19 protein-coding genes and 3 pseudogenes are annotated in these 15859 nt (G+C 68.4%); 16 read left to right on the top strand and 6 right to left on the bottom strand.

Annotation, left to right across the window (positions count from 1 at the left end; all coding sequences use genetic code 11):
- Positions 1 to 168 precede the first annotated feature (168 nt).
- A pseudogene (locus ACLJN9_RS19770) lies at positions 169 to 399 on the bottom strand (transposase); the annotation flags it as partial.
- Between the two features lie 567 nt (positions 400 to 966).
- On the opposite strand from ACLJN9_RS19770, the gene ACLJN9_RS19765 reads away from it, so the two are divergent.
- From ACLJN9_RS19765 to ACLJN9_RS19750, 4 genes and pseudogenes are all read left to right on the top strand, one after another.
- On the top strand, positions 967 to 3072 hold the full coding sequence (locus tag ACLJN9_RS19765) for a copper-translocating P-type ATPase (RefSeq protein WP_410812918.1): 2106 nt from the start codon (positions 967 to 969) through the stop codon (positions 3070 to 3072).
- A gap of 60 nt (positions 3073 to 3132) precedes the next feature.
- Positions 3133 to 3564: a DUF6153 family protein gene (locus tag ACLJN9_RS19760; RefSeq protein ID WP_410812896.1), complete on the top strand. Its 432-nt coding sequence runs from the start codon at positions 3133 to 3135 to the stop codon at positions 3562 to 3564.
- Between the two features lie 22 nt (positions 3565 to 3586).
- Positions 3587 to 4318, top strand: a complete 732-nt coding sequence (locus ACLJN9_RS19755) for a DUF305 domain-containing protein (RefSeq protein ID WP_410812895.1) — start codon at positions 3587 to 3589, stop codon at positions 4316 to 4318.
- A 63-nt stretch (positions 4319 to 4381) separates the two neighbouring features.
- Positions 4382 to 4897 (top strand): annotated as a pseudogene (locus ACLJN9_RS19750) (hypothetical protein); the annotation flags it as partial.
- Here the strand turns inward: ACLJN9_RS19750 and ACLJN9_RS19745 are convergent.
- From ACLJN9_RS19745 to ACLJN9_RS19730, 4 genes are read right to left on the bottom strand one after another with little or no spacing between them, the layout of a single operon-like run.
- A complete protein-coding gene (locus ACLJN9_RS19745) occupies positions 4837 to 4959 on the bottom strand; it encodes a hypothetical protein (protein ID WP_410812920.1) in 123 nt (40 codons plus the stop codon). The pseudogene ACLJN9_RS19750 and the gene ACLJN9_RS19745 sit on opposite strands and share 61 nt — an antisense overlap.
- Positions 4960 to 5005: 46 nt before the next feature.
- Entirely contained in the window at positions 5006 to 5338 is a 333-nt protein-coding gene (locus tag ACLJN9_RS19740) for a winged helix-turn-helix domain-containing protein (protein WP_410812894.1), read from the bottom strand.
- Entirely contained in the window at positions 5338 to 6069 is a 732-nt protein-coding gene (locus tag ACLJN9_RS19735) for a hypothetical protein (protein ID WP_410812893.1), read from the bottom strand. Before ACLJN9_RS19735 ends, ACLJN9_RS19740 begins: the two co-directional genes overlap by 1 nt.
- Positions 6070 to 6084: 15 nt before the next feature.
- Complete coding sequence (locus tag ACLJN9_RS19730; protein WP_410812892.1) at positions 6085 to 6417, bottom strand: hypothetical protein; 333 nt, start codon at positions 6415 to 6417, stop codon at positions 6085 to 6087.
- A gap of 470 nt (positions 6418 to 6887) precedes the next feature.
- Here ACLJN9_RS19730 and ACLJN9_RS19725 point away from each other — a divergent pair, with 470 nt between their 5' ends.
- From ACLJN9_RS19725 to ACLJN9_RS19675, 11 genes and pseudogenes are all read left to right on the top strand, one after another.
- The gene (locus ACLJN9_RS19725) at positions 6888 to 7193 is read left to right on the top strand and encodes a PadR family transcriptional regulator (RefSeq protein WP_410812891.1); all 306 of its coding nucleotides are present in this window, start codon (positions 6888 to 6890) and stop codon (positions 7191 to 7193) included.
- A 122-nt stretch (positions 7194 to 7315) separates the two neighbouring features.
- The gene (locus ACLJN9_RS19720) at positions 7316 to 8044 is read left to right on the top strand and encodes a hypothetical protein (protein ID WP_410812890.1); all 729 of its coding nucleotides are present in this window, start codon (positions 7316 to 7318) and stop codon (positions 8042 to 8044) included.
- Positions 8045 to 8304: 260 nt separating this feature from the next.
- Positions 8305 to 8686 (top strand): annotated as a pseudogene (locus ACLJN9_RS19715) (ferrous iron transporter B); the annotation flags it as partial.
- 114 nt (positions 8687 to 8800) lie between these two features.
- Entirely contained in the window at positions 8801 to 9280 is a 480-nt protein-coding gene (locus ACLJN9_RS19710; protein ID WP_410812917.1) for a NifU family protein, read from the top strand.
- Between the two features lie 246 nt (positions 9281 to 9526).
- The gene (locus tag ACLJN9_RS19705) at positions 9527 to 10117 is read left to right on the top strand and encodes an RNA polymerase sigma factor (RefSeq protein ID WP_410812889.1); all 591 of its coding nucleotides are present in this window, start codon (positions 9527 to 9529) and stop codon (positions 10115 to 10117) included.
- The gene (locus tag ACLJN9_RS19700; protein WP_410812888.1) at positions 10104 to 10844 is read left to right on the top strand and encodes a hypothetical protein; all 741 of its coding nucleotides are present in this window, start codon (positions 10104 to 10106) and stop codon (positions 10842 to 10844) included. The genes ACLJN9_RS19705 and ACLJN9_RS19700 overlap by 14 nt, the downstream gene beginning before the upstream one ends.
- A complete protein-coding gene (locus ACLJN9_RS19695) occupies positions 10841 to 11542 on the top strand; it encodes a hypothetical protein (RefSeq protein WP_410812887.1) in 702 nt (233 codons plus the stop codon). Before ACLJN9_RS19700 ends, ACLJN9_RS19695 begins: the two co-directional genes overlap by 4 nt.
- A complete protein-coding gene (locus ACLJN9_RS19690) occupies positions 11539 to 12300 on the top strand; it encodes a hypothetical protein (RefSeq protein WP_410812886.1) in 762 nt (253 codons plus the stop codon). The genes ACLJN9_RS19695 and ACLJN9_RS19690 overlap by 4 nt, the downstream gene beginning before the upstream one ends.
- A complete protein-coding gene (locus tag ACLJN9_RS19685; RefSeq protein WP_410812885.1) occupies positions 12300 to 13244 on the top strand; it encodes an ABC transporter ATP-binding protein in 945 nt (314 codons plus the stop codon). The genes ACLJN9_RS19690 and ACLJN9_RS19685 overlap by 1 nt, the downstream gene beginning before the upstream one ends.
- Before the next feature lie 127 nt (positions 13245 to 13371).
- Entirely contained in the window at positions 13372 to 14352 is a 981-nt protein-coding gene (locus tag ACLJN9_RS19680) for a hypothetical protein (protein WP_410812884.1), read from the top strand.
- A 25-nt stretch (positions 14353 to 14377) separates the two neighbouring features.
- Positions 14378 to 14698 carry a YciI family protein gene (locus tag ACLJN9_RS19675; RefSeq protein ID WP_410812883.1) on the top strand — a complete coding sequence of 107 codons (321 nt, stop codon included), beginning with the start codon at positions 14378 to 14380 and terminating at the stop codon, positions 14696 to 14698.
- Positions 14699 to 14839: 141 nt separating this feature from the next.
- Here the strand turns inward: ACLJN9_RS19675 and ACLJN9_RS19670 are convergent, their stop codons facing one another.
- Positions 14840 to 15412, bottom strand: a complete 573-nt coding sequence (locus ACLJN9_RS19670; protein ID WP_410812882.1) for a GNAT family N-acetyltransferase — start codon at positions 15410 to 15412, stop codon at positions 14840 to 14842.
- 45 nt (positions 15413 to 15457) lie between these two features.
- On the opposite strand from ACLJN9_RS19670, the gene ACLJN9_RS19665 reads away from it, so the two are divergent.
- A complete protein-coding gene (locus ACLJN9_RS19665; protein ID WP_410812881.1) occupies positions 15458 to 15715 on the top strand; it encodes a hypothetical protein in 258 nt (85 codons plus the stop codon).
- The last annotated feature ends 144 nt before the right edge of the window (positions 15716 to 15859 follow it).

Here is a 15859-nt window from a genome sequence, read left to right as displayed (position 1 = left end):
CCGACGCGCCGCCCACACATTGGCCGACGCCGCCTCCGGCATCGCCAACCTCCACAACATCATCCTCGCCGGCTGACCACCGGCCGCCCCAAGCAACGCCTTCAATCAGTTACGAGACATCCCTTAGCTAACAGCTCTGTCACATTCAGTGGCGACGGAGAGTGCTGGCTAGCCGAGCGGAATGCGGTGTTGCAGGAGGGCAAAGTCAGCCCATCCGCACATTTGTCGCTTGATCAGTTTGGTTGTGGTGTTGACGCCTTCGGTGCCACCGTTGTGGAACGCGTGGGTCAGGGCGGCGTCGACGGCATTGCGGTCAAGGCCGAGGCCGCGGGTGAACGTGTGTAGGTGGGGCAGGTCCATGGTCTTGACCTCGGCGATCCATGAGTCGAGGTGAACCACAGCCCAGGCCCGATGTGACTGAACCACCGTGTGCGTCACCACGAAGCCTGAAAGTTGATCAATAATTGCAGGGCAGAGTCTTCCGCGGCGGCGGCCGACAGCCGCGCGGGGGCGTGCAGCATCTGCACCAAGGTGTACGCGGCGACCCTCCAGGTGCCGCCGCGACGTCGACGGGCTGAACCGGAAAATCAGCTTTAGCCCACTGCGAATTCGTGTCTAGGTGTAGGGCCGGGGTGACCGGTGCGACCGCCCGGAGATGCGCGAGCACCGCCTGTGCCGCCGCGTGAGCGTGTGGCGTTTGCGAGCACGAGTTCCGCGATCTGGTGAGCGACACCGCTCATTCGAATCTGCCGAACAACGTAGGGCGACAGGGCGTCGCCGTCTGACGAGACGGCGGCGGGCCACCATCTTGAGCCGCTGCCGGTGCAACAGTCGTGGCGCTAGTGGCACACGAGTTTCCGACAAGCCTGGCTCGTTATACCCCCGGGGGGTAGTTTGAAGGCTGAGGAGACGATGCGGATGTCGCAGGATCACGAGCACTTCCGGATAGACACCCCGGGCGAGGTAATGAACCGACACGGCGGCCGCGGTGATCACCGGAGCGGCCCCAGCGGCCGGGGCGGGCGGCCTCCACAGGCCGGTATTCGCGTCGGCCATGCGGGGCACGGGGGGCATGACAAGCACGCCGGGCACGACCCGGAGGCCTTTCGGCGCAAGTTTTGGCTGAGCCTGGTTCTGACGGTCCCGATCGTGGTGACCAGTCAGATGGTGATGGACTGGTTCGGCTACCAGCTCGACTTCACAGGCATCGGCTGGGTGGGTCCGGTGCTGGGCACGGTGGTGTTTGCGTACGGGGGATGGCCGTTCCTGCAGGGCGCGGTGCGGGAGGCCCGGGACTGGGCGCCGGGGATGATGCTGTTGATCGCCATGGCGATCGCCGTCGCCTACGTCGCGTCGCTGGCCACCGAGGTGGGAGCGTTCGATCTGGACTTCTGGTGGGAGTTGGCCGCGCTGGTCACGATCATGCTGTTGGGGCACTGGCAGGAGATGAAGGCCATCGGCCAGGCCCAGGGCGCCCTGTCGGCCCTGGCGGCGCTGCTGCCCGACGACGCCGAACGCTTCGGCCCGGCCGGCCAGCCCGAACAGGTGCACGTCGGTGACCTGGACGTCGGCGACGTGGTGCTGGTGCGCCCGGGCGGGCGGGTGCCGGCTGACGGGCGGATCATCGACGGCCGCACGGAGCTGGACGAGTCGATGATCACCGGCGAGTCCCGTCCGGTGCCCCGGGAGGTCGGTGACCGGGTGGTAGCCGGCACGGTGGCCACGGACGCGGCGATCCGCGTCCGGGTGGAGGCTGTCGGTGAGGACACCGCCCTGGCCGGGATCCAGCGTCTGGTAGCGCAGGCGCAGCAGTCCAATGGACGGGCGCAGGTCCTCGCTGACAGGTTCGCGGCCTGGCTGTTTTACATCGCCACCGCTACGGCCGTGGTGACCCTGCTGGTCTGGACGGTGCTGGGTAACCTCGACGAGGCGGTCGTGCGCGCGGTGACGGTGCTGGTGATCGCCTGCCCGCACGCCCTGGGCCTGGCTATCCCCCTGGTGATCGCCCTGTCAACCGCGGTCGCCGCCAAGGGCGGCATTCTGGTCAAGGACCGCCTCGCCCTGGAACGTATGCGTACGGTCGACACGGTCCTGTTCGACAAGACCGGCACCCTGACGCGCGGCGAGCACGCCGTCACCGGCGTCGCCACCGTCGACGGCAGCAGCGAGGCTGACGCCCTGGCGATCGCGGCGGCGGTGGAGGCAGACAGCGAGCATCCACTCGCCCGGGCCATCGTCGCCGCCGCCGAGCCGGGCGCCCGGCGGGTCGGGTCGGGGTTCCGGTCGTTGACCGGGCGTGGGGTACGCGCCGATGTCGACGGTGTCAGCTACGCCGTCGGCGGGCCCGCGCTGCTGCGCGAACTGCACGCCACAGCGCCGCACAACCTGCGCCGGCAGCAGGACGAGTGGTCGGGCCGGGGAGCGGCGGTGCTGCACCTGCTGCGCCTGCACGGCGACCAGGCGAGCGTGATAGCTGCCCTCGCGCTCGAGGACCAGGTCCGCCCCGAGGCCCGGCAGGCCCTCACCGAACTGCGGCAGCAGGGTGTACGCAAGATCGTCATGATCACGGGTGACGCCCGCCCGGTCGCCGAGGCTGTCGCCGCGGATCTGGGCTTCCGCCCCGGTGAGGACGAGGTGTTCGCGGAGGTGCTGCCGACGGACAAGGACGACACCGTGGCGCAGTTGCAGAAGCGCGGGCTGCGGGTGGCGATGGTCGGCGACGGCGTCAACGACGCCCCCGCGCTGGCGCGCGCCGACGTCGGCATCGCGATCGGTGCAGGCACCGATGTCGCCATCGAGTCCGCCGGGGTGGTGCTGGCCTCCTCCGACCCCCGCGCGGTCGCCGGGGTGATCCGGCTGTCGCGCGCCTCCTATCGCAAGATGATCCAGAATCTGGCCTGGGCCGCCGGCTACAACGTCATCGCCCTGCCTCTCGCAGCCGGTGTCCTCGCCTTTGCCGGAGTGACCCTCAGCCCTGCGGTCGGGGCCGTGTTGATGTCCGCCTCCACCATCGTGGTCGCCCTCAACGCCCAACTCCTGCGCCGCGTGCACCTACGCCCGGCGAGCCAGTGAGGCTCGGCGATCAGGCAATCGGCGGCGATCAGCCAACGGCAGGGCGCTAGCGTGGAGCGCATGACACGGCCAGCAGCACGAACCGGGCATTTGGTTCGGTTCGTGCTGCTGGTCTGCACCCTCATTGGCTTGGCTGCCATGCACACCATCGGCCACGACGCGTCGTCGATGCGGCCCGATGGCGAGCACCCGGGTCACGCCACCGCCGCACTGGCGGCACCCGCCGCTCACGATGGCTGCCCCCGCGACGACTGCCATCACGGCGCGGTCGAGCCGTCCGGCCACGGCAGCGGGCACCTGCCCGCCTGGCAGGTCTGCCTGGCCATAGTCGCCGCCGTCGCCCTGGCGGTGGCCCTAGGCGTCCTCCTGATCGCCCACACCAGCTTTGCCCGCGCGGGTCCGCGTCCGGGTCGCCGTGCGCCGAGCTGCCGGGCGCCACCGCAATGCCGGATCGGGCTGCACCTGGCCTCCGTGTCAGTGCTGCGCGTATAGGAGCCGCATCCTCCGGCGGGCCATGCCCCCGCCGGAGTCGCCTCTTCCTGTTCCGCAGTCTTCCCGACACCGAAAGGCACATTCCGCGATGACTCGCACCTACCTACGCCGCGCCGTCTTGGCTGCGGCCGGCTTTAGCGCCGCCGTCACCCTCGCCGGCTGCGGCGTCGACAACCACACCTCCACCGCGGGCGGGCACAGTCCCACCACCGCCAGCCCGAGCGTCACCAGCGGCCAAAGCAGCAGCCCCGGCGTCGGCAACTCGGCCGACGTCATGTTCGCGCAGCTGATGATCCCGCACCACCAGCAGGCCGTGCAGATGGCCGACCTGGCCGTCACCCGCGCCACCGATCCGCAGGTCAAGCAACTCGCCGCCCAGATCAAGGCCGCCCAGGGTCCGGAGATCGCGACCATGACCCGCTGGTTGACCGCGTGGGGCATGCCCACGCCGACCGCCAACGTCACGGGCGGCATGCACCACGGTGCGAGCCCCAGCTCGATGCCCAGCATGGACCACGGGATGCCCGGCATGATGAGTGACGCCGACATGTCCGAGCTCGCCGCCGCCACCGGCGCGAACTTCGACAAGCAGTTCCTCACCATGATGATCGCTCACCACGAGGGCGCCATCACCATGGCCAAGGACGAGACAAAAAACGGCGCGCATGGCGACGCCAAAGCCCTTGCCCGGCAGATCGTCGACGATCAGCAGGCCGAGATCCACACCATGAACAAGATCCTCGACCAGATCTGACGGATCCGCTGCCCGGGCGTCGCAGGATGCCCGGGCAGCGGCGCTCCCACCTGGCCGCGAACTCTGCCTGTCTGTGGCGGCGCGGCCCGGCTCAACCGGTGCAGCCTGCAGCTGGCCTATGCCACCGCCGGCTACAACGCGCTTGAAGGCGCGGTTGCCGTCGGGGCCGGCGCGGCAGCGTCCTCGAATGCGTTGCTCGGTTTCGGCCTCGACTTCTTCGTCGATGTCTCCAGCGCCCTGGTCGTCATCTGGCAGTTCCGCTCCGGGTGCCTGAGAACCGTGAACGCCTGGCGCGGCGACTCATCGCCGTGTCGTTCTTCGCCCTGGCAACCTGGCTCACCGTCGACCCGCCCGCAGCCTGCTCGGCAGCGGGCGGGCCGAGACCTCGCCGATCGGTATCGGCACTGCGACGGTCTCCGTCGTCGTCATGCCGCTGCTGGTCTGGGCTATACAGCAGACGGGCCGTGAACTCGGCTCGGCCACCATCATCGCGGACTCACGCAGACGATGCTCTGCAGCTATTTCTCCTCGATAATGTTCGTCGGGCTCCTGGCCAACGCCCTCGGCGCGGCGTGGGCGCCGAGGTGGTCGATGAGGATTCCGCCCAGCGCGGAGGTGCCGACGGCGCCCGGCTGCGTCACGAGCCTCAGCGCAGCTGGGAGTTCGCCCGCGTCTGTGGTCCGCTAGTCACTGGTTTGTGGTCGGTGCCGTGTCTGCTTGTTCGACCTGCTGGATGAGTTGCTTGAGGTGGGAGATCTCGTCGCGCAGGGCGGCGTGACCGGCGGTGGTGAGGATGACCCAGGTGCGCGGGCGCTTGCCCTCGTAGCCCTTTTCGATCTGGATCAGCTCGGCCTTCTCCAGGACGCTCAGGTGTTGCCCGAGGTTTCCGGCCGTCAGCTGCAGGGTGGTGCGTAGGAAGCCGAACTCGACCTGGCGGGCCTGGTGCGCGATGGCCATGATGCCGAGCCGGACGCGCTGGTGCACGACGTCGTCGAGGCCGTTGGCGGGGTGGTCGGTCATCAGGCTTCGACCTCGACGGCCGGCCGGAACAGTGCGAAGGCGGCGGCGCCCAGCAGCAGTACCACCGCCGGGACGAGCAGATGCGGCAGGAACCACCACTGCGAGGTCGAGTGGATGACCTGGCCCCCCATGATCACCACGACGGCTAGGTAGCCGAGGCTGTACGCCAGCAGCGCCCAGTGCCGCTCGACCCACGCGAGCACCAGCAGCGCCAGCCCGATTACCACGGTGGGGCTGGCCAGCGCGTTGGTGAGCCACACGCGCGGTCCGACCTCGATCTCGACCGGGTCGGTGGAGAAGGGGTCGACGGGGATGGGTAGGAGCGGGTCCAGTGCCATCCAGATCGACACGGCCGCCATGAGGATGGCCAACGCGATTCCGATGACGACGTAGGGGCGGATGGTGGTGCCCACGCCGCGGCGTCGGGACTGCCGGACGTAGAAGCCTGCGATCGCCGCGTACGCGAGCATGAGCGCGACCGTCCAGTAGGCGAGCTGCGTCGGGTTGGGCTGCCTGCAGACAGTGTGCCCGGGGCGCGATCGGCAGGTGTCGAAGAGGTCGAGGTAGGGAGCGTAGCGGTAGACGGGGATCGCGAGCAGGGTGATCGTCGCGAAGACCAGGAGTGGGAACCAGCTGCCGCGTTGTGCGGCACGGACCTTGCGCGTCAGCTCGCGTACGGCCGCCAGTAGCTCGTGTGGGGTCTCCGCACGGGGAACCGATTCGTGTGTCATGAAGATAGCTTTGCATCACAGATCTATCCGCGCAAGAGAACACACGATCGCGTTGGGCGGGCCGTGCCATTCGACGTGGTAGGAGCCGGCTGGCAGGTCGACAGTGAATGGTTGGCCATCGCCGCTCAACTCCAACAGGAGGTACTCCGAGCCGAGGCTCGCCAGGACACACTCGGTGGAGGCAAGGTCGCGCAGCGGCTGCAGGTCGATCAGCCCCGTGCGCTCGGCGTACCGGCGAGTGTCGCCCATCGCCCACCGCGCGGGCTCGTAGTGGGCGAACGGCGGCACACCAGTCTCGCCGGGCGGTTGACTAGCGGGTTCGAGGCCGCCGATGAGGCCGAAGTCCATGAGGATGGGGTGGTGGCCGCGCAGGAATGACTTCCACGCCTAAAGCGCGTCGCCCTGAGTCGGAGCGGCCATCCAGCCGAAGGCCTGCGGTATGCGCACTTGTACGCGGCCGGCGCAGCCCGCACAAACACCAGCCTTCCTCGCGGGGTCGACCTGCAGGGGGCGTACGACCGCACCACCGCCCACTTACGTCGAGCGCTCGGGGCGACTGCGTTTGATCGCGCGGCCGCCGAAGGCGTGAGGCTTACCCTCGACCAGGGCGTCGAGTACGCCTGCTGGACCCGTGGCCGCCCGGGCCGCCCCTTCACCGGCTGGCCTTGCACCTGCTCGCCACCTTGCCGAACTGCGACACCTGCCCTCCGCGGTCGACCTTCTGTGGCATGAGTGCGCTTCCTGGTTGGCTGTGCTGTCCTTCGGACTATTCAAAGTTCTTTATAGGGCCTAGCGTGTCGCGGGTGAGGAATCTCCGCATGACCGTGCCGCGTCTACTCGTCCTGAGGGCGCTCCTCGACGAGCCTGAATGCGAGCGATACGGGCTTGAGTTGGCGCACCTCGTCGGGCTGGAACCAGGCACTATCTACCCGATCCTGGTTGCCTTCGAAGCCGCCGGTTGGCTCGCGAGCAGGGCAGAGGACGAAGTGGACGTGCGCGTCGAGGGTCGCCCGAGGCGGCGGTACTACCGACTTACCGCCGCCGGCGTCATCGCCGGTCGCGCCGCCCTCACCGCACGGCCGCAGCGCGTGCCGCGGCCGGGGGCCCGGCGGCTCGCGTGGTGAGCCCGGACGGAGCGGGTGAGGCGGTCCCGGACCACCGGCTGTTCCGGGCCGAGCGTGCGATGCTGGCGATCCTAAGCGCTCTTCTACCTGCCGGCTTTCGTAGCCGGCAGAGTGACGAGTGGATGGCAGACCTCCTGAGCCTTGACGACGCCTTGGCTAGGTGGCGGTACGTCGTAGGTGCGGCGTGGACCTTGCCCGCACTACGCCGTGCGGCCCTGCGCGGCGGATTTGCGGATCTGCCCGCCAGCGCTCCGGTGCCAAGCGTGCTCACGTCGGCGGCCCACCTCCTCCTCCTGGGGCTGGGTTGGCCGCTGATCTCGTGGTTGATCATGGTGCCCGTCACCTACGTCGCGGCGGACGTCCCCGGCCGCATCGCCCGGACCCACGGACTGGTCGATCCGCAGGGGCTGTGGCCCACGCATGGTCCCTTTGTCGTACTGCTACCCGTGCAGGTGCTGCTGCGCCTCGATGCTTGGGCGATGATCCTCGGCGGCCCCTTTCTTCTGGGCACCTTCGGCGCATCGGGGCTGCTTCTCGCGCTTCGGCAACGCCATAGCGGCCGTGGGCGGCGTCTTGTCCTCGCGGCCGCAGGGCTCGCCTGCCTCGCCCTGACGGCGATGGCTGGCCTGGCCTGGTCTTTCGGTGCCTTCGACCCCACGGCACTCGGCCTCGACAGCGGGCGCACGGGCGCCGCGCTGGGTGTCGGCGCGGGCATTCTGGCACTGACCGGACGTCGCCTCGGCGCCGGCACCCGCTCCGCGCTCGCTGTGCTCGGCGCCCTGGCGATCACCGTACCGATCGTCCATCTCACGACAACCGGCGTCGCGATGCTCATCTGGTACCTCGACTGATCCGAGCGGCGCGATCATGCAATTTGGGTCAACGATGCTGAGATGCGTCCCAGGCCCGGGACGTGGGCTAGGGTGCGGAAACGAGCGCCACCGTTCCTTGCGGCGGTGGGACCGCCGGCCCCGGGATCCGATCCGAGAGCCCGTTGCGTGACGTCACCAACGGTCCCTACCGCTGCTCAGGCCCGCTGGTGGGAGACACACTTGCATTGTCGTGACCGTGATCGCTGGTGGAAACGGGCGGGATTGGCGCGGTGCGCTGTGCCCGCGGGCCGGGGCGAGCGCCGGTGAGCGTCATCAGTCCCCTCGACGCGGTCCTGCTCGGGGTGCTCTCGGCGCAGTCCGCGCGCGAAACGTTCGTCGCCACCCTCGGCCAGGTCGCCGCCGCCGAGAACCCCGACGAACCGTCGAACGCCCTACAGGCGATGACCTGCACGGACGGGCCGCATGCCGGCCAGCCGGTCTTCACCGCCCCGACCATCGCGGCGCTGCTGGTCTACTTCGCCTTCGCCATGCAATGCATGGCCACCATCGGCATCATCCGCCGCGAGACCGGCGGCTGGAAATGGCCCCCTGATCGCGTTCAGCTACCTCACCGTGTTGGCGTGGGTCATGGCCTACCTGGCAAGAACCATCACCGCACTGCTCGCGGATGACGTCATGATTCCGGTACATCCTCAGCCAGTCTCGGGAGATGCCAAGCAACTGCGCTGGATCACCCCGCCGGGGTGCTGCCCCTTCATCGGTGTCGCCGCAGCCATGCCCCACCCGCTCGCTGCCCTGTACGACGACGGCACCCTGACCCAGGTCCGCGTCGAACCGGCATCGATCGTCACCACGTTGCACACCGGCCGGAACTGGTCGCGTGACGGCGCCCGTGTCCGCTCGGCGCTGCACGCCGCCCTCGCCGACCAGACCGGCTGGGCACCGGCCGACAAGCTCGGCGAGCCGGATGACGGACAGCTTCGCTGCGCCGCCCAAGCGCTGTTGGATGGGCCGATCGGGGACCTGGCCCACTCCCTCGGCGGCCACATCGAACTCGTCGACGTCCGCGACGGCACCGTCACCGTCGAGCTGGCTGGTGCCTGCCACGGCTGCCCCGCCGCCCGCACCACCCTTCGTCGGGGTCTGGAGGACAACTCCGTCGGCGCCATCCTGATCTGCGCGCCGTCCCGACGTCGCCAAACACTGCTGACCCGGACAGCCGCTCAGCGGGAGGCCACCGGAACACGCGGATGACGTGGAGCCGTCTGGTTAGGTGCTCCCTCGCTGACCGAGTCGCCGTAGATCTGCCCCGAGTACGTGCTGATCTACCCCGGTCGCAAGCCCCTGACCCGCGGCACAGGTAAGGACTGCGCAAAGAATTTGGCCTGCCCTGTGAACCCCCCAAGCCTCTCGCCGGACGTATCTAGCGTGACAGGATTACCGCTGGTGGGCGGACGGGTTGGCGCGAGGCCGGCCCGGCCGATTGGGGGGTACGCCCCGGTGTTGAGCCGTGACGGCGGTGACAGCGGTGACGCCGACGACCTCAGCGCGCTCGCCGCGATGTCGGGCGGGGATCAGTCGGGCCTGCGCTGGTTGCACGCGCGCTATGGGCGCTCACTGCTGACCTACGCGACCGCGCTGGTCGGTGATCCGGGCCGGGCCGAGGAAGTTGTGCAGGACGTCCTGGTAGCCGCGTGGCGCGGCGCCGCGCGATTCGAGGGGCGCAGCACGGTGCGGGGTTGGCTGTTCTCGGTTGCGCGCCGCCGGGCCATCTCGGCGTACCACGCCGATGTGAGCCGCAACGAGCTGGGCGAGGAGCGACTGGCGGCGCTGCGTGACGCGGAGCCGGGGCCTGAGCCAGTGGCGCTGGCCCGGGCCGATCTGCGTGCGGTTGCGGACGCGATTGGCCGCCTCCCGGCGCACCATCGCGAGGTGCTGGTGCTGGCCTGCGTGGAGCAGTTGAGCGGACGGCAGATCAGTGAACTGCTCGGCGTGCCGGTGGGCACCGTGAAGAGTCGGCTGAGCTTGGCCCGCAGAAACCTGGCCCGGCTGCTGCAGGAGCGTGAAGGGAAACGCGATGAGCATCGATGACGAAAAGCTCGAAACGGCAGCCGCGTTGTGGGGACATGACCAAGTCGACGCAGCGGCTCTGGACCGAGTGCTGGCCGGCACCTTGGCCCAGGTGAACGCCGGCATGGCCGGGCGGACCTGGCTGCGCTGGTCCTGGCTACTCGTACGCGCCCAACTACCGATCGTCAACCAACAGCTGGCTGCCGCGTCATTGCTGATCATCATGCTCGGCACAGCGGTAGCGCTGACCGCCGACCGGGGGTGGCCGCGCGACGCGTTCGTGGCGATCGCGCCGGTGGTGGCCGCCACCGGCAGCGCGCTGCTGTTCCGCGACGGGCTCGGCGAACTGGCCCTCGTCATGCGCGCCGGGCCGCGCCTGGTGATGCTGGCCCGGCTGGTGGTGGTGTTCGTCGTCGACCTGGTCGCGGCGCTGCTGGCCAGCGTGGTCGTCGCCGGGCGGGCCCACGAGACGCTGACCGTGGTGATCGGGGCGTGGCTGGGCCCGATGGTGCTGCTGACGACGGTGAGTCTGCTCGTGTCGGTGCTCAGCCGGCCCGGCGCCGGCATCACGGTCGCGCTGGGGCTGTGGTTCCTGCACGTGCTCGCCGGTCTGTCGCTTGTGACGCCGACGGTCGCGGCGCCCCTGCAGACGGTTTGGACCACCAGCCCAGCCGTACTCGCCGTGGCGGGACTGCTCGGTGCCATGGCGGTGACCGCGGGCCCACGTCGGACAGCGGGTGCCGCATGAGCCGCACCCTACTGCTCCACGAGACCCGCCGCGCCGGCTGGCCGGCGCTGACCGCGGTGCCCGTGGTACTGGCCGCGGGCACCGGCATCGCTCTGATCCTCGTGGCGAGGGGCAACGACACCGACGTGTTCGTGCAGTTCTGGCTGCGGGAGATGTTGCCCCTCGCCTTTGGCTTGGCGGTGGCCGCTGTGCCGGCCGCCGAGACGTGTCTGGAGGTGCAGCTGAGTCTGCCGACGCCGCTGCCGTTGACGCTCGCACGGCGGGCCGGACTCAGCCTGTCGAGTTCAGCGCTCGCCGCGGTGGCGCTCGCCGTCGCGGCCCAGCTCGGCGGCCTTTGGCATCCCGTGCACGGCGCGGTTGCAGGCGAGCTCACCTGGGTGTCGCCGGCCATAGCGCTCGGGGGGCTGGGTGCAGCCGTCTTCGCCCTGACCGGCAGCGTCAGCGGCGCCGGCGCCACAGTGGCCGGGGTGTGGCTGCTGCAGGACCTGACGGTGCAGTGGTACGACCGCCGCTGGAGCAGGCCGCTGTACCTGTTCGTCGACGACGGGACCGGCCCGCTCGCCGGGTGGTGGTGGCTCAACAGGCTCACCTTGATTGCGGTCGGAGCCCTGCTGGTCGGCGCGGCCGCCCTGATGCTCACCGTCCGCAGGGAGCGGGTGTTCGCCGCCCGCCTTCTCAACCTTGGAGGCGATCAATGACCTTCGCCGGCGTGTTCCGGTACGAGTTCCGCATGCAACTCAGCCGCGCGAGCCTGTGGCTGGGGATGGCCGCGCTCGCCGCGCTGCTGCTCACCTTGGCCGTGCATAAGGCGCCGCCCGACCAACTTGGTGCCGACATCGCGGTGGCCGCTGTGAAACTCAACTGGCTCGCGCCCATGCTGGCCGGTGTGCTGCTCGCCGACCGCCTCGTGCGCGAGCGTCGGCTCCGCACCGCCGAGCTGATCACGGCTACCGGCACCAATCCGATAGCCCAAATGTGGGCCAAATGCCTCGGTTGCGCCACGGCGGTGGCCCTGCCGCTGGCCCTCGTCTGGACGATCACGGTCGCACGGTTCGCCGTCGTCCGCGGCCAGCCAGGCGCCTTCGCCGTCGGGCTGCTCGCGTTCCTGGTCATCCAGATACCCGGGCTGCTGTTCGTCAGCGGATTCGCGCTCGTGTGCCCGATGCTGCTCAATCCGATCCTGTTTCGGGTGCTGTTCGTCGGCTACTGGTTGTGGGGCAACCTGTTGTCGCCTGGCTATCTGCCGACCCTGGCAGGAACCCCGTTGACCCCGATGGGCGACTACGCCAGAGCAGGCCTCTTCGGCGGATCCAGCCCGTACCAGGGGAGCGGCATCGGCGCCCCGGAACACACCTCTACGGCCTCGGCGTTGCTGAGCATCACGTTGCTGCTCCTGTTGCCCGCTCTGGTCATCACCGGCTACGCCGCAACCGTTCGACGCTTGGAGAACCTCTGATGCACATTCACACCCAGCAGCTGACAAAGCGGTACCGCCGGGGTGCGCTCGCGCTCGACCGGCTCGACCTGCACGTGCCTGGCGGCATGTTTGGCCTGCTCGGCGCGAACGGCGCCGGCAAGACCACGCTGATGCGGGTACTCGCCGGAATTCTTGCGCCCACGTCCGGCGTGGCCAGCGTCGACGGCGTTCCACTCGACCGCCCGCGCAACCGCCGCAGAATCCAGCGCGAACTTGGCTACCTGCCCCAGGAACTCGGCGTCTACCCGGACCTCAACGCCCGCCGGTTCCTGGACTACCTGGCCATCCTCAAGGGCGTGCACGACAGCGCGCTGCGTCGCCGCAGCGTCGATCGGCTGCTGGAGACCGTCGCTCTCGGCGAGCACGCCAACCGTAAGGTCGGCACGTTCTCCGGAGGCATGAAGCGGCGCCTCGGCATCGCGCAAGCTCTGCTCGGCGAGCCACGCCTGCTCATCGTCGACGAGCCCACCGCGGGCCTCGACCCCACCGAGCGGATCCGTTTTCGCAACCTGCTGACCGAACTCGCACGGGATCGAACGGTGTTGCTGTCCACCCACATCGTCGAGGACATCGCCTCGATCTGTCCCCGGCTCGCGGTCATGGCGCGCGGCCGGATCGTGCACACCGGATCCACCACCAGCCTCGTCGCCGCCGCCCGAGACCGGACCTGGCTCGTTGACCTGCCTCACCGCGGTCAACCGCCGGCTGGCGCCACCGTCGTCTCTAGCATCGATCACGGTGACCACCTCACCTGCCGCATCATCAGCGACGATGCTCCGCCAGGCGCCCGTCCAGCGGAGCCCACACTGGAAGATGGCTACTTGGCGCTGACACATGAGCTGAGCGAGCCGACGCGGCTGTCAGCGGAGATGGATCGACCCGCGGCGGCGGCTCACCTGTTCCGACCGGGAGCTGGCAGCTGAACATCAAACGTGTGCTCGTCCGTACACCGTTCTTGCAACAGGTGGACAATCATTAACCTGGCCGGAGATTCGACAAAGGGCAGACAGGCCAGCGAGCAGGGAGCGTGGAATGCGGCGTTTTCGGAGAGTGCACGAGATCCTGATTGCGGGGGTGCTGGTCGGCCTCGGATCCGCGGGCTGTGTCCCGGGCCAACCGCAAGCAGCGGCACCTGTTGACGCCAACGCCGAGACTGCGGGACGGGTCGTCAGGCGGGTCGCTGTCGCGGGCAACCCCGATGGGCTGTCCGTCGCGGGGGGCATGCTGTGGGTCGGCACCTACCAGGGTGGCAGCATTGCCGAGATCGAACTCCGGAGCGGCTCGCTTGTCAGGACGGTGCAAGTGGGCGCCACAACGCTTCCCTTGTCCGTTCACGCCTCTGGGTCGGCTGTCTGGGTGGGGGCTTACGGTTCGGCCTCGATCCTGAAAGTCAACGCCGGCACTGGAAAGGTCGACGCAACGATTCCGGTGGGCACGGCTCCGGTCGGTTTTGCCGAGGTCGACGGCAGGCTGTGGGTGGTCAACCAGGCAGACTCGACGCTCAGCGTCATTGATCCTAAACAGCGCAAGGTGGTGCGGACCGTGCCGGTGAGTGGCCTACGGGGTGGCTTCCCGGTGTCCTACGGCGGCGCCGTCTGGGTCGCGGACCTGGCCGGTACGACGAACGAACTGTGGCGCATCGATGCATCCACGGGCCAGATCACCGCCCGAGTGCAAACCGGACCCCACCCGTCCGAGGTGGCCTTCGGCTTCGGATCCGGCTGGGTCACCGATGCGGAGGGACTGACCCGATTCGATCCGGCCAGCGGGGCCGTGCTGAAACGGATCACCGGATTGGGCCGGCAACTCGATGGGATCGCCGTCGGTCCTGATGCGGTCTGGGTGGGTAGCATCGGCGATAACCAGCTCATCAGGGTCGACCCGCAGCGTGATCGTGCGACGGGCAGGGTGACCGGCATCCGCGGGCCACGACAGATCACCATCGTTGACGGCCACATATGGGTCGCTGAGTTCGCTGGCAACGCCGTCACACAGATCGTGCCCGGCCCGTCGCGTGAGCTTCCCAAATAGCCATTTTCCGAGAGGAGGCGTCACGGTGGCAGAGATCGGCCACTTCGCGCTGAAACTTGTTCCACCCCGCCCGTCGTTCGCCAGCGACATGACCGACGCGGAACGCGCAATCATGACGCAGCACGTCACCTACTGGCGGAGGTTGTTGGACCAAGGGGTGGCTGTTGTGTTCGGGCCGATAATCGACCCGAGCGGCCCCTATGGACTGGGGATCATCGAGGCGGCCAGTCTCGAGGAGGTGCACAGGATGGAAGCAGAGGATCCGGCCATTGCCACCGGCCTCTGCGCCTACCAAGTATTTGCGATGCCGGGAGCGGTCGTACGCGGCGACGGCGGCGCTATTTAGTGCGAGCTGGAGCCTTCTGCACCCGGCATCCTCGATAGATTCCATATCCACTATATCTTCGATGGTCCCGATGGCACGTACGGTTGGCAACGCATCGCTGGGTTTGTGAAACATTGCAGCTGTCCTGGGCTCAGCCAGGCTTCACGTCGTGGCCTCGGCCCAATCGCTGGCCAGGAGTCCAAGCGTCAGCTCGTCTGCGTAGTCACCGTCAACCCAGGCGGCATGGCGTCGGATACCCTCTCGCCGGAATCCGTTGTAGGTTGCCACGCGGATCATGGGCGCGTTCTCGACCAAGGTCTCGAGTTGCAGTCGGTGTAGACCGAGTGTTTTGAAGCCATAGTGACACAACACCATCACCGCGTCCTTCCCGAGCCCGACGCCGCGCAGCCTGGGAAGCAGTGAGAGACCTACGTGGGCGCTGCGGTTATGCGAGTCTATTCCCCAGAGCAACGCCTCCCCGGCCAGTTCATCGTCGCTCAGCCGCACTACCGAGAAGCACGCGGCATCAGCCGCCGGTTCGGCTGGCGAATACGGCGAAGCGGCGCTTCCTTCGGGAATCGGTCGCCAGGCACGGGTGTCGGCCCGTGATCGGGTGGGCACGTCATTATAAAGCTCGTCGTGTAAGACCGCCACGTCCGACAGTTGTCTAGCGCGCAGCCCAACGGATGTTCCTCGAAGCAATTGTGCCCCATTCCTCCTTCTGATCCTTGACACAACAACTTTTCGCCGCCAACAAGCGGTGCTGAATCGACTGGCTCGGTGGATGAACTGAAACGGACCACTTCGGCGGAGCCGACACTAGCGGCATCGGAGGCCACAGACAAGATCAATGCTGATGATCAGCGGCTCATCGACGGCTGGACCCCACCCGGCACCGACGAGGATGCCTACTCTCCTCCCGACCAGCTCGGGACGGTTCGCCCTCCACTGTGCCCGCTTGGCTCCTTGAACCACGGGCGGTTGCCACCTGGGCTGCGGCAGGAAACGGCCCAACAACTGGCACTGCCGAATCGCTGACCGGTCTCTCGTCGGTGGAGAGGCCGCGAGACCAGACTGGACGCGACAGCGAGGGACAGAACTCTTGCGACTGCCCACTTCTGTCTCGGCCGCAGGTATGAGGCCGATCCGGCATACCCTGTCCACTACGACGGCATCAGCGCT

Origin of the sequence: Micromonospora sp. 067-2 (genome assembly GCF_046549295.1) — a bacterium.
Taxonomy (GTDB): domain Bacteria; phylum Actinomycetota; class Actinomycetes; order Mycobacteriales; family Micromonosporaceae; genus Micromonospora.
Note: the sequence above shows the minus strand (reverse complement) of the source record. Positions and strands in the feature narration are given on the sequence as shown.

What these genes read in the sequence shown, in the direction of transcription:
- ACLJN9_RS19765 (WP_410812918.1), top strand. Translation starts at nt 967, where the DNA reads ATGAACCGACACGGCGGCCGCGGTGATCACCGGAGCGGCCCCAGCGGC.
- ACLJN9_RS19760 (WP_410812896.1), top strand. Translation starts at nt 3,133, where the DNA reads ATGACACGGCCAGCAGCACGAACCGGGCATTTGGTTCGGTTCGTGCTG.
- ACLJN9_RS19755 (WP_410812895.1), top strand. Translation starts at nt 3,587, where the DNA reads ATGCCCCCGCCGGAGTCGCCTCTTCCTGTTCCGCAGTCTTCCCGACAC.
- ACLJN9_RS19740 (WP_410812894.1), bottom strand. Translation starts at nt 5,338, where the DNA reads ATGACCGACCACCCCGCCAACGGCCTCGACGACGTCGTGCACCAGCGC.
- ACLJN9_RS19735 (WP_410812893.1), bottom strand. Translation starts at nt 6,069, where the DNA reads ATGACACACGAATCGGTTCCCCGTGCGGAGACCCCACACGAGCTACTG.
- ACLJN9_RS19730 (WP_410812892.1), bottom strand. Translation starts at nt 6,417, where the DNA reads ATGGACTTCGGCCTCATCGGCGGCCTCGAACCCGCTAGTCAACCGCCC.
- ACLJN9_RS19725 (WP_410812891.1), top strand. Translation starts at nt 6,888, where the DNA reads ATGACCGTGCCGCGTCTACTCGTCCTGAGGGCGCTCCTCGACGAGCCT.
- ACLJN9_RS19720 (WP_410812890.1), top strand. Translation starts at nt 7,316, where the DNA reads ATGGCAGACCTCCTGAGCCTTGACGACGCCTTGGCTAGGTGGCGGTAC.
- ACLJN9_RS19710 (WP_410812917.1), top strand. Translation starts at nt 8,801, where the DNA reads ATGCCCCACCCGCTCGCTGCCCTGTACGACGACGGCACCCTGACCCAG.
- ACLJN9_RS19700 (WP_410812888.1), top strand. Translation starts at nt 10,104, where the DNA reads ATGAGCATCGATGACGAAAAGCTCGAAACGGCAGCCGCGTTGTGGGGA.
- ACLJN9_RS19695 (WP_410812887.1), top strand. Translation starts at nt 10,841, where the DNA reads ATGAGCCGCACCCTACTGCTCCACGAGACCCGCCGCGCCGGCTGGCCG.
- ACLJN9_RS19690 (WP_410812886.1), top strand. Translation starts at nt 11,539, where the DNA reads ATGACCTTCGCCGGCGTGTTCCGGTACGAGTTCCGCATGCAACTCAGC.
- ACLJN9_RS19685 (WP_410812885.1), top strand. Translation starts at nt 12,300, where the DNA reads ATGCACATTCACACCCAGCAGCTGACAAAGCGGTACCGCCGGGGTGCG.